At 43.1% G+C, this 13,907-nt stretch carries 12 protein-coding genes; 9 read left to right on the forward strand and 3 right to left on the reverse strand.

Annotation, left to right across the window (positions count from 1 at the left end; translation table 11 throughout):
• Nucleotides 1-90 precede the first annotated feature (90 nt).
• Nucleotides 91-717 (forward strand): thiamine phosphate synthase, encoded by a 627-nt coding sequence (locus J3L18_RS28700; protein ID WP_129570828.1) that lies wholly within the window; start codon nucleotides 91-93, stop codon nucleotides 715-717.
• A 159-nt stretch (nucleotides 718-876) separates the two neighbouring features.
• On the opposite strand, the gene J3L18_RS28705 is transcribed toward J3L18_RS28700, so the two are convergent.
• The gene (locus tag J3L18_RS28705) at nucleotides 877-1,884 is read right to left on the reverse strand and encodes an IS110 family RNA-guided transposase (RefSeq protein ID WP_129571973.1); all 1,008 of its coding nucleotides are present in this window, start codon (nucleotides 1,882-1,884) and stop codon (nucleotides 877-879) included.
• A gap of 409 nt (nucleotides 1,885-2,293) precedes the next feature.
• On the opposite strand from J3L18_RS28705, the gene J3L18_RS28710 reads away from it, so the two are divergent.
• The 6 genes from J3L18_RS28710 (at nucleotide 2,294) to J3L18_RS28735 (ending at nucleotide 8,456) form a co-directional block, all read left to right on the forward strand.
• Nucleotides 2,294-2,866 (forward strand): thiamine diphosphokinase, encoded by a 573-nt coding sequence (locus tag J3L18_RS28710; protein WP_129568090.1) that lies wholly within the window; start codon nucleotides 2,294-2,296, stop codon nucleotides 2,864-2,866.
• Nucleotides 2,867-3,016: 150 nt separating this feature from the next.
• Nucleotides 3,017-4,132, forward strand: a complete 1,116-nt coding sequence (locus tag J3L18_RS28715; RefSeq protein WP_189549075.1) for a DUF6515 family protein — start codon at nucleotides 3,017-3,019, stop codon at nucleotides 4,130-4,132.
• 151 nt (nucleotides 4,133-4,283) lie between these two features.
• A complete protein-coding gene (locus J3L18_RS28720) occupies nucleotides 4,284-4,628 on the forward strand; it encodes a four-helix bundle copper-binding protein (protein WP_129568093.1) in 345 nt (114 codons plus the stop codon).
• Between the two features lie 157 nt (nucleotides 4,629-4,785).
• Nucleotides 4,786-6,066, forward strand: coding sequence for a replication-associated recombination protein A (locus tag J3L18_RS28725; protein ID WP_129568094.1), 1,281 nt, complete (start codon nucleotides 4,786-4,788; stop codon nucleotides 6,064-6,066).
• Nucleotides 6,067-6,259: 193 nt separating this feature from the next.
• Complete coding sequence (locus J3L18_RS28730) at nucleotides 6,260-7,735, forward strand: DUF5687 family protein (protein WP_129568095.1); 1,476 nt, start codon at nucleotides 6,260-6,262, stop codon at nucleotides 7,733-7,735.
• Nucleotides 7,736-7,739: 4 nt separating this feature from the next.
• Nucleotides 7,740-8,456: an ABC transporter ATP-binding protein gene (locus J3L18_RS28735; RefSeq protein WP_129568096.1), complete on the forward strand. Its 717-nt coding sequence runs from the start codon at nucleotides 7,740-7,742 to the stop codon at nucleotides 8,454-8,456.
• A gap of 119 nt (nucleotides 8,457-8,575) precedes the next feature.
• Here J3L18_RS28735 and J3L18_RS28740 read toward each other — a convergent pair whose 3' ends face one another.
• Both J3L18_RS28740 and J3L18_RS28745 read right to left on the reverse strand, forming a co-directional pair.
• Nucleotides 8,576-9,817: a peroxiredoxin family protein gene (locus tag J3L18_RS28740; protein ID WP_129568097.1), complete on the reverse strand. Its 1,242-nt coding sequence runs from the start codon at nucleotides 9,815-9,817 to the stop codon at nucleotides 8,576-8,578.
• A gap of 57 nt (nucleotides 9,818-9,874) precedes the next feature.
• Nucleotides 9,875-11,014, reverse strand: coding sequence for an acyl-CoA dehydrogenase (locus J3L18_RS28745; RefSeq protein ID WP_129568170.1), 1,140 nt, complete (start codon nucleotides 11,012-11,014; stop codon nucleotides 9,875-9,877).
• 408 nt (nucleotides 11,015-11,422) lie between these two features.
• Here J3L18_RS28745 and J3L18_RS28750 point away from each other — a divergent pair, with 408 nt between their 5' ends.
• Complete coding sequence (locus J3L18_RS28750) at nucleotides 11,423-11,662, forward strand: helix-turn-helix domain-containing protein (RefSeq protein ID WP_112651072.1); 240 nt, start codon at nucleotides 11,423-11,425, stop codon at nucleotides 11,660-11,662.
• Between the two features lie 88 nt (nucleotides 11,663-11,750).
• Nucleotides 11,751-13,805 (forward strand): M13 family metallopeptidase, encoded by a 2,055-nt coding sequence (locus J3L18_RS28755; RefSeq protein ID WP_129568098.1) that lies wholly within the window; start codon nucleotides 11,751-11,753, stop codon nucleotides 13,803-13,805.
• The last annotated feature ends 102 nt before the right edge of the window (nucleotides 13,806-13,907 follow it).

Genomic DNA, 13,907 nt, shown 5'->3' on the forward strand with positions numbered 1-13,907 from the left:
CGAAAGTTTGCAACACAAAACTTTCGGACTTTTCGGTTAATAATTAAAAACTTTCCGACTTTAGGGCTTGACCGAATTCGGACTTATAAAATGAAAAAATACATTTCTAAATTTCATTATCTTACACATGATCTGCCCGGTTTTAGCCACGTACAACAGGTGCAGATGGCTTGCGGTGCGGGCGCAAACTGGGTACAATACCGTTGCCTTACCAAACCCGAAGATGAGCTGATTGATGAGATAAACGAAATAGCCGAAATTTGCGATGAATGGGGCGCGACCTTTATCATCGCTAATCATTACGACTTGCTTGACCGGGTTGATGCGCAGGGTGTGCATATAGATGATAGTGATGCCGATCCGGCCAGTATCCGCAAGATTATCGGCCCGGATAAAACTCTTGGCGTATCGGCGGCAGGTGCTGATGAATTATTGAAATTACAAAGTACCGGAGTGGTTGATTATTATGTTTACGGGCCATTTGCATCCACTAATACAGAGGAGTCTGTTGGGCATCACCCGCTTGGTTTTAACGGATATCGCCAACTGGAGAAACTGAGCATCGGAATCCCCGTGATAGCTGTTGGCGGCATCCAAGTAGATGATGTAGAACCGCTGCTTCAAACGGAGATACACGGTATTGCGGTATCATCGGCCATAAATATGGCTGCAGACCCGGCTGCGAAGTTGAAGGAGTTTTACAGGAAGATGTACTGATAGCTATCTATATCTAAAGAAACGTTGTCATTTCGAAACGAGGAACGAGTGAGAAATCTTATACGACTTATTTTAACTTCGGTTAATGCTTTACCGGGCGTATAAGATTTCTCTTTCGCCCCAACGGCAGGACCACCCCGCTCTATCGATTTCTATGATTTAAGCAACTAATTTTTGATAATTTTTTTCGTAAGGTCTGTTTTGGTTGACGCAGGCGAAAAGGCGTAATATGAGTTTGTTCCTAACTGCATTAATGACACTCATTTTATTCTTTTTCTCCTGCAATACCTTACGTTCGTAAAAGCGTTTTAGATCTTGGTTATGCTGTATGGCAACTATAGCGGCAAGATGTAGGAGCGTTTTGACTTTTTTGTTGGCCATATGCGATACCCTTGCCTTTTTAATAAGCTTACCGGAGTCATCTGTAAACGGTGCTACGCCTGAATAGCAAGCGAACTTTTTAGGGTCGCTAATATCCTTGAATTCGTTGGTAGTAACAATGACCTGTACGGCGGTTACTTTGCCAATGCCACTTACTGAAGTTGCCAGTTTGAATATCCGGGTTAATTCTTTGTCCGCTTTAATAATTTCCTCAATAGCCCGCTCTGTCCTGGCTATGTCCCCTTCGATCGCCTTTAAGGAATGGCTACAGGCTTGTATGTTCTGCTTGCTGGTTTTGCCGGGACTGAAAGATACATGCTCTTTTAGTGGCACTTTCAACTGTTTTTTAACAGTTATTAACCGTAACCGGGTAGCTGCAAGATGGGCAAGTTGCTGCACAGCTTCGCGCTTAGGCTCCCATAAACGCAGTCCTTCCCGCTCCTTATAAGCATACCAGGCGATGCGCATGGCATCTACCTTGTCATTCTTGCCCCGGATATTCCCTAATGAGTTCTTGATCTGGGTAGCTGCTTCTAAGCAAATATGTGCCTTCTTTTTATGCAGGCAAGCCAAAGCATGGTTGTTATAAATACCAGTATGCTCCATGCAGAAAATAGCTTTGCTTAAGCTGAACCCAAGAAGCTTTCCCAACTCCTTGAGAAATGTATTGATTGCTGCCGGAGCGTTAGCAATTTCCTGGTGGAATAAAAACCGGCTGCCTTGCTGGACAGCAAAGTCCAATTCGTTTTTGGACACATCGATGCCAATGAAAAATTCAAATTCCATATCTTTACCCTGTTTATGTTAGTAAACAGTTAACATGTTTTAAACTACATCAATTCCTTACTAATGAGCCTCGTAAACTCTAATTTCTATTTGATGCCACAGTTTAAAACAAGCGGTAAAGGAGTAAATCGAACGATAGGCCTACAAGCCTGGAAATGACAATAATGCGCCTTTACCGCTGTTAACTTTATCCACAAAATCTAAGGTTATTAACAAAGAAAAAGAAGCAAAAAGAAAGCTTCAACAATAATAATAACCCTTATTATTTTGTTGAAGCTAATCTAAAGGAAATGACATCGGTATTAAAAACTATTCTACCGTCATAAAACTTTGATTTGGTTTCAGCAATCAATAAAAACCCCATCTTTATATTTTCATTTAATATTCATCTGTTCCATCTACATTAGCAATGTCATCACATCATATAGTTCGCGAAAAACAGGAACCAGCTTTATTAGTTTTAAGCATGGATACTTTTGATGAGGAAATGCTGGGGCAGTTGCTGGAGTGGAGCCCGACCGTGATCTGCTCTACCGGTACCGCCGAAAAGCTGGATGCATCAGGGATTAAAATCGACTGGATAATAAGTGATGGTGATTCGGGTGATTTGCAGTCGGACGTGAAGGTGATGCCTTCGGGAGGTGACAATGCGGCAGGCGCAGCTTTAAAATACCTGGTAACGCATAATTACCCGGCGGTCAATGTAATTACCGATGTGCTGAACCTGAAAGATTTTTTGTTTTATGCTGATAAAATAAACCTGGTGATTTTTAGGGAACGACAAAAGATCTACCCGGTTAATTCGGGCTTCAGTAAGTGGAAACCCGCAGGTGAGTTCATTGAAGTACTTTCGCATCCGTCGGGCTTACAAATAAGCGGGCTTGAAACTACAGGCAATAACAGGTATAAAACCACCCATGATGGTTTTTTTACCCTGCAGTTTGAGCAACCTTTTTTGTTTATTGCCGAGGATATAGCGTAGCGAAAACAATAGCTGGTACGTATAGCTGGTATTGGTTCGCTTTTTGAGTAAAAAATAATTAAAAACGCGTTAAACCGTTTAAACATTTAATAGTCTATATATTTATATCAGCAAAAAATACCATGCTGATCTGTTAAAAAATCTTTCATCATGAAAAGGACATATAAAAATCTATTAACAATTGCTTTAGGGGGCTTATTGAGCTTATCTCTGGCATTTAATGCTGATGCACAACGTGGCGGCGGTTCTCGCGGCGGCGGCGGTGGTGGTGGCGGCGGTGGTTCAAGACCGTCAGGCGGGGGTGGCGGTAGTTTTTCCCGTCCTTCTGGTGGTAGTTTTTCCCGCCCCTCAACTTCATTTAATGGTAGCACACGCAGCGCTATCGCAGCACCGCAAAGGAGCTATGGAACTGACTCGCGCAGCAGCGTAGGCGCTTCCCAACAACGCAGTTATGGTGGTCGTGATTACGCAATAAGGCCAAATGGCACATCTGTGGCGCCTCAACGCAGCTATGGCGGCAACGGTCGTGCCGTATACAATGGTAACCGCAGCTATACTACTGTAGACAGGCGCGTTTATAATGGCGGTCGAGGCACTTATTACAGAGGTGGTTCATATGCATACGGTGGTCGCAGGGTTTATCCCGGTACTTACCATTACGGTGGCCGCGGCGGTTATTTTGGCAGCCACTACTATTATCCATATCGTAACTATTATAATTCATTCTATTATCCGCGGTTAGGTTTTAGCATAGGTTTCTTGCCATATGGTTACTATCCTTTCTGGTGGGGCGATTACCAATATTTTTACAGCGATGGTTTGTACTACCGTCAATACAATGACCAGTATACCGTTGTTGAACCGCCGATAGGGGCCGAGATTAAAACCCTGCCTTCAGGTGCCGAATCTATTATGATCAATGGCGAACAGTACTATGAGTTAAATGGTGTTTACTACCAGCCATATACCAAAGATGACAGCTCAACTGTTTACGTTATTGCAGGTAAAGATGGCCAATTAAATACCGATCAGGGCAACGGAGATGGCAGCAGTGTTGATCAGGGCCCGCAAATTGGTGACATTGTAACTCAATTGCCACCGGATTGCCGCAAGATCAAGATCAATGGTGAAAAGCTGTTTGTATCCCCTGATGGTTATTACTACCAGGAAACTCAGGATGACGGCAATAGAGCTTACAAAATTGTAGGCACCCCATCTGATGATCCCGAAGATGGCAACGGCGACCAAAACCCGAACCAACAGTAATTAATAAAAATTCAATATATATAAGGCCGCTTCCATTATGAAAGCGGCCTTTTTTGGTTCTTGTAGAATCTGAACCGAACATTTCAAATTAATGCAAACCTTTTTTAACTGCAACGGGTAGTATGTTAAGTAAAACTTAAAATTTACCATTATGCAAAATCATGATCACCGCGCTATTATTCAAAAACTATTGAATTGCGCTTTAGCTTGCGAACATTGTGCTACTGAATGCCTGCACGAAGAGGATGTTAAAATGATGGCCGGCTGCATTAGTCTTGATCGGGACTGCGCTGACATATGTGTCCAGGGAGCCCGCCTATTGCAAAGAGATTCAGTTATTGCCCACCAATACCTGGTTTTATGCGAGGAGATCTGCCGTCTTTGCGCTGCGGAGTGCGGTAAACATCAGCACGATCATTGCCAGGAATGTGCCAAAATCTGTATCGATTGCGCGGAGGCCTGCCATGCACATCATGAGCCCATTACACAAGATTGAGATAATTATTTAGCTCCTGCTTGAGAATAGTCGTCAAAAAGCGGGAGGGTCGTGCGATTCTCCTCTCGAGAGGAGATGTTGAAAACCCTGCGTAAGCACAAACACTATTTACTAATTTTTTTAGGATTTGGCGTTTTCTTTTCTGAATTTTACTTTTATGAATAACCTCCCGCCATTAGCCGAACGTATGCGTCCCAAATCGCTTGATGATTATGTAGGGCAAAAACATCTTGTTGGGCCGGGGGCGGTGCTGCGTAAAGCTATCGAGTCGGGTTCATTGCCGTCGATGATATTCTGGGGACCGCCGGGAGTGGGTAAAACCACTTTGGCTTATATTATTTCGCAGTCATTGTTTCGTCCGTTTTTTGCTTTAAGTGCCATTAACTCGGGCGTAAAAGATGTAAGGGAGGTTATAGAAAAGGCATCACTGTTAAAAAAACAGGGCGAGGTGCTGCCGATATTGTTTATTGATGAAATTCATCGTTTTTCCAAATCGCAACAGGATTCATTGTTAGGCGCTGTAGAACGGGGCATTGTTACGTTGATAGGCGCTACTACCGAAAACCCATCTTTCGAAGTTATCTCGGCTTTGCTGTCGCGATGCCAGGTTTATATTTTGCAGCCGCTGGCCGAAACCGACCTCATCGACCTCCTGAACAAGGCGATGAAAGAGGATGTGGTTTTGCAGGGTAAAAACATCACCATCAAAGATCACGAGGCTTTACTGCGCCTTTCGGGAGGCGATGCGCGCAAGCTGCTCAATATTTTCGAGCTACTGGTAAACGCTTTTGACATACCTGAGATAATATTAACCGATGAGGTTGTATTGGAGCATGTACAGCAAAACATGGCCCTCTATGATAAAACCGGCGAGCAGCATTACGATATTATTTCAGCCTTTATCAAATCTATGCGGGGCTCTGATCCTAATGGGGCGGTTTATTGGCTTGCGCGAATGATTGTTGGCGGCGAAGACCCTTTGTTTATAGCCCGCCGTATGCTGATCCTGGCGTCCGAAGATATTGGCAACGCTAACCCCAATGCTTTGCTGCTTGCACAAAGTTGTTTTGAGGCGGTTAATAAGATTGGTATGCCTGAATCGCAACTGATATTATCGCAGACGGCTATTTACCTGGCAACATCGCCCAAAAGCAATTCGGCTACAACAGCTATTGGTGCGGCTATAGCATTGGTGCGCCAAACCGGCGATTTACCGGTGCCGCTGCACTTACGTAACGCACCAACCAAATTCATGAAAAACATAGGCTACGGCAAGGATTACAAATACGCCCATAGCTACGAAGGTAATTTTACCGACCTTGATTTTCTGCCGGATGCTATCCGCGGAACAAAAATTTACGACCCCGGTAACAATGCGCGCGAAAACGAATCAAAAGAAAAGTTAAGAAAACTTTGGGGCGACAGGTATAAATACTAACTTAAGCTTCGCTTTATAAAGGGTGTTAATTAATATCATATAACAAATTGACCAATATTAATTAATTTATAACTTTAGGCTTTGCGCACCGTACCTATAGCTTTTATATAGAACATTTATAGCTTTGGACTTTGTGCAGTCTGCTTTTAGCTTTATATAAAACCTATACCTTAACCTTTAACTGTCTATACTTATGATCACTACCTTTCTCGGGCACGAACTTAAAGCTTTCTGGCGGTCAAAAAACACAGGTAAAAGTATTGCTATCCGTGTGGTGATGGGCTTACTTATCCTTTATCTTTTTGGATGTATTTTGCTTGCCGGTTTGTTTTTGAATGAAATTTTGGGCCAGGTTTTTCCGCATGATGACATAGTGGTTTCTTTTTGCGGTATCATCCTGCTTTATTTTTTGTTTGACCTAATGATGCGCATGCAATTGCAGGAGCTGCCAACGTTAAGGGTGCAGCCATATCTTCATTTACCTATAAAAAGGAATACGGTGGTCGGCTATCTGGCCTTTACGGCCATGCTCTCGGTTTTTAACCTGTGGCCCATTATACTTTTTGTACCTTTTATTCTAAAAGTAATCCTTACCGATTCGGGTGCTTTGCCTGCGCTGGCTTTTATATTGGCTATTATCGGTTTCATGCTTTTCAATAACTACATGGCCTTGTTTATTAAACGCAAAGCCAATCTTAACGGTTGGGTTTTCCTGGTGTTCGCAGCGGCGCTCGTCCTTATTATTACCGGCGATTTCAGGTTTCACTTGTATTCGGTACGCAATATTTCCTATCTGTATTTTGGCCACTTGCTCAATAAACCGGTGTTGGTATTGCTGCCTGTTGTGCTTGCTGCAACCATGTATTACATCAATTTTGCCTACTTAAAACAAAACCTATACCTCGAAGAGCTGAGTTCGCGCAAGGCATCGGCTTATAAAAGCAGTACGGAGTTTCCGCTGTTAAACAGGTTTGGTAAAGTTGGCGACCTTGTCGTAAACGAGCTGAAACTGATATTCCGTAATAAGCGGCCACGATCGGCATTGGTTATGGGGTTGTTCTTTATGTTTTATGGGCTCATATTTTATACCAACAGCCATTACGGGCAAACCTGGTACATTTTTGTGGGCATGTTCATGACCGGTATTTTTATTATTAGTTACGGGCAGTTCATGTACAGCTGGCAGGGCGCTCATTTTGATGGCCTGTTGGTAAGCAAGATCAATTTCCGCGATTTTTTAAAGGCAAAATACCTGCTGTTTACCATGGTATCAACCGTGGCTTTTATATTGACTACGCCTTATGCTTATTTTGGCTGGCGCATTGTTTTGGTACATTTTGTAATGTATCTGTGGAATATCGGCATCAACACAACCATTGTGCTGTTTTTTGCTAACCGCAATGCCAAACGGATAGATCTGTCAAAAGGTGCGTCGTTTAATTGGGAAGGGGTGGGGGCAACGCAAATGCTTATTTCATTTCCCTTGATGATCACGCCGTATATCATTTACCTCCCTTTCTCCCTGTTTAAACATGCTGATATTGGCCTGGCCATGCTGGCCGGTACAGGGATCATATTCATTTTAACCCGCGATTTTTGGGTTAAAAAACTGGAAGAGGATTTTATACAAAAACGTTACACCGTTGCCGAAGGCTTCAGAAATAAATAATTCTATGATTGAAGTAAGAAATTTAAAAAAGGTTTATAACGGGATTACCGTTGTGGATGTACCTGCCCTGCAAATTAACAAAGGCGAAAGCGTTGGCCTTGTAGGTAATAACGGCGCAGGTAAAACCACACTGTTCCGGATGGTGCTTGACCTTATTCGCGCCGAAAGTGGCGAGATTTTATCCAACGGTGAAACTGTAGCTGGTCATGAGAAGTGGAAAGATTACACCGCTGCTTATCTCGACGAAGGTTTCCTGATAGATTACCTTACACCTGAAGAGTATTTTTATTTTATAGGAGGGCTGCATAGTCATAACCGCACATATGTTGACGAGGTGTTGGTTAGCCTGACCGATTTTTTTAACGGCGAGATCCTGAAGAAAGGGAAGTACATCCGCGACCTGTCAAAAGGTAACCAATGCAAAGTTGGTGTAGCGGCCTGCCTGTTGCAGGAACCTCAATTGCTGATGCTGGACGAGCCCTTTGCCAATATCGACCCAAGCACCCAGTTCAGGCTTAAAAGCCTGCTGAAAGATCTGAACAGGAATAAGGGTGTAACTACCATAGTCTCCAGCCATGATCTTAACCATATCACCGATGTGTGCGACCGCATCCTGCTGATGGAAAAAGGCGTGATCATTAAAGATATTGCAACCAGCTCATCAACGTTAAATGAGTTGGAAGCGTATTTTGGCGTTGAGGTCGCCCCTCCTGCCCGTTAAAAGGGTGACTACCGTCAAGCCCCCTTTTTAAGCATAAACAAAAAACGCATTGCCGACAGCAATGCGTTTTTTGTTTAAAATCTTCTTTTGAAAAGCGCGCGTGCGTATAAGCACCCCCTTTAGGGAGCGGGTGGGGCCTGGATTAGCTCATCCGTCAATTTCTCAAACTCGTTGATAAACTCGGTATAATGCTCCCCCGTACCGGGGCCGCTAAAACCTGTATGGATCTTTTGTACGTCGCCGTTTTTATCAATAATGATGGTGGTAGGGAAGCCAACCACTTTTGATAACATAGGCAGGCTTTGGGCGGTTTGTTTTTTATCGCTGGTATAGCCGGTAACCAACAGCGGGTAAGGTACTTTAAACCTGTCTTTTACCTGCTGTAGCGCTTTCTTTGATTTCTCAAAATCGGTGGTGCGCTCATAGGCCAGGCCAATTACCTCAACACCTTTATCGTGATATTTGTTATAGTAGTTGACCATAAAAGCAGTTTCGTCCATGCAGTTAGGGCACCATGAGCCCAATATCTGTACAATTACTACTTTGTTTCTGAACCTGGCATCATCAAGCGAGATAGTTTTGCCATCAAGGTCCTTAAAGCTGAAAGTTATTTTTTTATACCCCGGCTTTAATGAAGTGAGTGAATATGCATCGGGAAGTTTGGCATTTTCATCCTTTACAGCGGTCCATGCCTGCACAGATGAATAGCCGGCGAAAAATTTACCGTCGGTTAAGGTCTTATCATCGCTAATGGTAGCAGTAAAAGTATAGGCATGACCACCGTCGAAAGTAGAGAGGTAAAGTTTATTGCCACTTACCGAGCCTTCTAAATAACGGTAATCGCCGGTGGTGGTTAAGAAAGTACCTGTAAGTCTATTACCGTCCTGCTTAAACTCGCCAACGGTGGTATCGCGGTCCTCGCCCTCACCAAACACTGCCGACCAGCGGCCTCCGATATTAAATGTCGGTTGTTCAGTATTTTTAAAAAAGCGCCATGAAGTATTAGGCCGGGCGCTGAACGGAACAAGGAGATCATTATCCGCCAGGTGCCTTACCCAGTTGCCGTTAAGGCTATCTCCATTAAGTTTCAGCTTAAATTCTGAATTGAACAGCGGCATATGGATAAAAACAGAATCGCCTTTGGTAGCAACCTCTGTTACTTTAAAATGCTCGGCACCGTTAATGATAGCTAATTGTTGTTTGCTCCCGGTGTTGTTGACCTCGAAATTAAAAGGGATTTCGGTGCCTGATTTAGTTTTAAGCGCACCGCGCCATACACCTGTTTTTAGTTTGGTTTGAGCAAAGCCGGTTTGCAGAAATAGTAATCCGCAAATACCGGCTATAATATTTTTGAAAGTCATACTTAAATAAATAGTCTACTTAATCTATATACTTTCAAAGGTATAAAAACAGCGCCGTTATTTCAACAATCCGCGCGAAATGACAATTCTTTGAATTTCAGATGTTCCTTCATAGATCTGGGTTATTTTTGCATCCCGCATCAGGCGTTCAACGTGATATTCTTTCACATAACCATACCCGCCATGGATCTGTACCGCTTCGGTGGTGGTACGCATAGCTACTTCAGATGCATACAGTTTAGCCATTGATGATGCCTGGGCGTAGGGTTTTCCATGATCTTTAAACCACGCTGCTTTAAGGCACATCAAACGGGCTGCCTCAATTTCGGTAGCCATATCGGCCAGCTTAAATTGGATAGCCTGGTGATCCGCCAGTGGTTTGCCAAAAGTTTTGCGCTCCTTAGCATATTGCTTGGCCAGTTCATAAGCGCCGGATGCAATACCCAAAGCCTGCGACGCAATACCTATACGGCCGCCATCCAGTACGTTCATGGCAAACTTAAACCCAAAACCGTCTTCGCCAATGCGGTTCTCTTTAGGCACTTTTACGTCGGCAAACATCAGCGAGTGGGTATCCGACCCGCGTATGCCCATCTTGTTCTCTTTAGGGCCAACAGTAAAGCCCGGCATTCCTTTTTCAACAATAAAAGCGTTAATACCATGGTGCTTTTTTTCGGCATTGGTTTGTGCTATTACAATATAGGTAGATGCGCTGCCTCCGCTGGTGATCCAGTTCTTAGTACCATTAAGCAGGTAATGATCGCCCATATCAATGGCTGTAGTACTTTGTGATGTAGCGTCAGAGCCGGCTTCCGGCTCCGAAAGGCAGAAAGCGCCGATGCATTCGCCTTTGGCCAGCGGTACCAGATATTTTTGCTTCTGTCCTTCGCTGCCATATTTCTCCAATCCATAGCATACCAGCGAATTATTCACAGAAACAATTACTGATGTGGATGCGTCAATCTTTGAAAGTTCTTCCATCACCAGCACATATGATATGGCATCCATACCGGAGCCGCCGTATTGCGGAGATACCATCATGCCCAGGAAACCCAGTTCACCAAGTTTCTTAACCTGTGCGGCAGGGAATTTTTGCTGTTCGTCGCGTTCAATAACACCTGGCTTCAATTCTGTTTGCGCAAAATCACGCGCAGCCTGGCGAATCATTTTTTGTTCTTCGGTCAGTTCAAAATACATGGGTATAATTAAAAGCATAAATATATAAAAATTACTATGCATGCATAGTAATTTTTATAAACAAAAAAAGAGAGCTTTTTTTGAAGCTCCCTTTCCCCTAATTAATTTAAACTATTGATTAAACCCAAAACAAAGAACAAAAAATCTCAACTTGGGCGTCTGAGAATTCAATTTAATTTTTCACAGGTAGATGTTACTAAATCTTTTATTTTTTCACAGATGATACAGGGCGAATAGCTATATACAAATCCTTTGCCATAATTATAAAATTGTGGCATTAATATTTCATGTTTAAACGTTAGTTGCTCATTTTTATAAAAGAATAATATCTGTATATAAAATGTAATGATGTTATTTTATATTTAGCTTAAACAAAAAGTACAAAGTATTATATTATCCGATCCAGTCATGCTTTTAACTGATTTTGAATACCTTAACGACACTAATAGCGCATTTAAACGCAAAGTTGCCTTGAAGATTAAAACCTTACGCAAACAAAATCAGGTTACCCAGGAGAAGTTTTTTAACGAAACACACATAAATATTGCCCGGCTCGAATCAGGTATTATTGATATCAGGTTGGAAACACTTCGTAAAATTTGTTATTATTTTAACGTTTCCTTAGCAGGTTTTTTCCAGGAGATATAATAAATTATCATATTTTAAAAAATAAGCTGTCCTAAATTCTATTTTACCATACAGTTGTTGTATTTTAATTCATACACACACCTAAAAAATGAACAGAAAAACCCAATCCTTATCCATAGTTGCCGCCGCGCTTGGCACCTTACTTAGCGCCTGCAGCCAACCCGACAAAACAAAAGCTTACGAAGCCGGCGACCCCGTAATCCATAATATGGATACCACCGTAAAACCCGGTGACGATTTTTTTAAGTATGCCAACGGAACCTGGCTTCGTAAAAATCCTATTCCGGCTGCATATGCCTCCTGGGGCATCGGCAATGTGGTGCAGGAGGAGCTGCGCGACAAGATGAAAAAGATCAACGAGGACGCGCTTAAGGCTAATACTCCGAAGGGCAGCAACACCCAAAAAATAGGTGATTTTTATTTCAGCGGGATGGATACCGTTAACATCGAAAAACAGGGGCTTGCACCACTAAAAGATGAACTGGATAAAATTGACCGGATAACGGATATCAAAAGCCTGGTTGAGGAGTTTGCACACTTACAAAGGATTGGCGTTACACAGCCTATCGGCGCTTATGTTGGGCAGGATGCTAAGAACAGTGCAAAGATGGCTTTGGGTTTATACCAATCGGGCATTGGTATGCCTAACCGCGATTACTACTTTAATAAAGATGCGCATAGCGTAGCCATCCGTACCGACTATCAAAATAATTACCTGCCCGCCATATTTAAACTGGCAGGCCTGCCTGCCGATAAAGCAATTGCCGCCGCTAAGAAAACTTATTCGCTGGAAACTTTCCTGGCTGATAGCAGTCGGAAACTGGAGGACCTGCGCGATCCTTATCATAACTATAACAAAATGCCACTTGCCGCGCTGAGCAAGCTGGCCCCGGATATTGACTGGAAACCCACTTTTGAAAAGATGGACTACAAAAATGCTGATACCGTAATTGTAGGACAGCCTGAGTATTACAGGGCGCTTAATAAAGCACTAAAAACTTTTACTATAGATGACTGGAAGAATTATCTTCGCAAGAACCTGGTCACTGCTTTTGGGCCATACCTCAGTAAACCGTTTGATCACGAAGTGTTTCGGTTTTATGATAAGGTGATTTATGGCAGTACGGCCCAACTTCCACGCTGGAAAAGGGTATTGGATACTGAAAACGGTTTGATGGGCGAGGTATTAGGGCAAATCTTCGTAAAAGAATATTTCCCCGAAAAGACAAAAGAGCGCTATGTGAAACTGGTTGAAGAAATGCGCACCAGCTTTAAAGAGCATATTGAAAAGCTGGATTGGATGAGCCCCGAAACCAAGGAGAAAGCTTACTACAAATTATCAAAAGTTGTCCCTAAAGTTGGTTATCCGGATAAATGGAAGGATTTTTCAACTCTGGAAATTAACCGGGGCCCTTACGCCCTCAATGTATTACGGGCAAACGAATGGTGGCATAATTTCAGTGCAGCTAAATTAGGCAAGCCTGTCGACCGGACTGAATGGGATATAACGCCTCAAACCTATAATGCTTACTATAACCCGTCAAACAACGAGATTGTATTGCCTGCCGGCATTTTTACCATTCCCGGTTACAAGGATGAAAATATTGATGATGCCGTCATTTACGGCTATGCTGCTGCCTCAACTATTGGCCACGAAATGACCCACGGTTTTGATGACCAGGGCCGCCAGTTTGATGCTGCCGGAAACCTTAAAGCCTGGTGGAAACCGCAGGATTCGGTAAAATTTAGTCAGCGTGCCCAAATGCTTATCGACCAGTTTAATGGTTACAGCATTTATGGTTTGCATGTAAATGGCAAAGCTACTCAGGGTGAGAACATTGCTGACCTCGGCGGCATTGTAATAGGTCTTGACGCGTTCAAAAAAACACAGCAATATAAAGAGGGTAAACTTATTAACGGGTTGACACCCTTACAGCGCTATTTTTTAGGATATTCATTAGGCTGGCTTACGCAGGACAGGAAAGAATCACTTTCGAGCCAGATCTTAACCAATGAACATGCGCCCGGTTTTATGCGTGTTAACGGCCCGTTTACCGATGTGCCTGAATTTTACGAAGCCTTTCATATTAAGAAAGGTGATAAGATGTGGATAGACCCGGATAAACGAGTGAAGATATGGTAGCGTAGCGGTAATGATGTAACTGGCCGTTACATGATCACAATGATAACGTTTAAAACAGACACGAAGCAAATCCAAACCATACAGGGCGACTGTAAATCGGGA

It is taken from the genome of Mucilaginibacter gossypii (assembly GCF_017569325.2).
In the GTDB taxonomy this organism is placed as follows: Bacteria; Bacteroidota; Bacteroidia; order Sphingobacteriales; family Sphingobacteriaceae; genus Mucilaginibacter; species Mucilaginibacter gossypii.

Bases quoted from the DNA above. Each gene is read 5' to 3' on its own strand.
- J3L18_RS28755 (WP_129568098.1), top strand. From the start codon at position 11,751: ATGAACAGAAAAACCCAATCCTTATCCATAGTTGCCGCCGCGCTTGGC.
- J3L18_RS28710 (WP_129568090.1), top strand. From the start codon at position 2,294: ATGTCATCACATCATATAGTTCGCGAAAAACAGGAACCAGCTTTATTA.
- J3L18_RS28735 (WP_129568096.1), top strand. From the start codon at position 7,740: ATGATTGAAGTAAGAAATTTAAAAAAGGTTTATAACGGGATTACCGTT.
- J3L18_RS28715 (WP_189549075.1), top strand. From the start codon at position 3,017: ATGAAAAGGACATATAAAAATCTATTAACAATTGCTTTAGGGGGCTTA.
- J3L18_RS28740 (WP_129568097.1), bottom strand. From the start codon at position 9,817: ATGACTTTCAAAAATATTATAGCCGGTATTTGCGGATTACTATTTCTG.
- J3L18_RS28745 (WP_129568170.1), bottom strand. From the start codon at position 11,014: ATGTATTTTGAACTGACCGAAGAACAAAAAATGATTCGCCAGGCTGCG.
- J3L18_RS28750 (WP_112651072.1), top strand. From the start codon at position 11,423: ATGCTTTTAACTGATTTTGAATACCTTAACGACACTAATAGCGCATTT.
- J3L18_RS28730 (WP_129568095.1), top strand. From the start codon at position 6,260: ATGATCACTACCTTTCTCGGGCACGAACTTAAAGCTTTCTGGCGGTCA.
- J3L18_RS28720 (WP_129568093.1), top strand. From the start codon at position 4,284: ATGCAAAATCATGATCACCGCGCTATTATTCAAAAACTATTGAATTGC.
- J3L18_RS28705 (WP_129571973.1), bottom strand. From the start codon at position 1,884: ATGGAATTTGAATTTTTCATTGGCATCGATGTGTCCAAAAACGAATTG.
- J3L18_RS28725 (WP_129568094.1), top strand. From the start codon at position 4,786: ATGAATAACCTCCCGCCATTAGCCGAACGTATGCGTCCCAAATCGCTT.
- J3L18_RS28700 (WP_129570828.1), top strand. From the start codon at position 91: ATGAAAAAATACATTTCTAAATTTCATTATCTTACACATGATCTGCCC.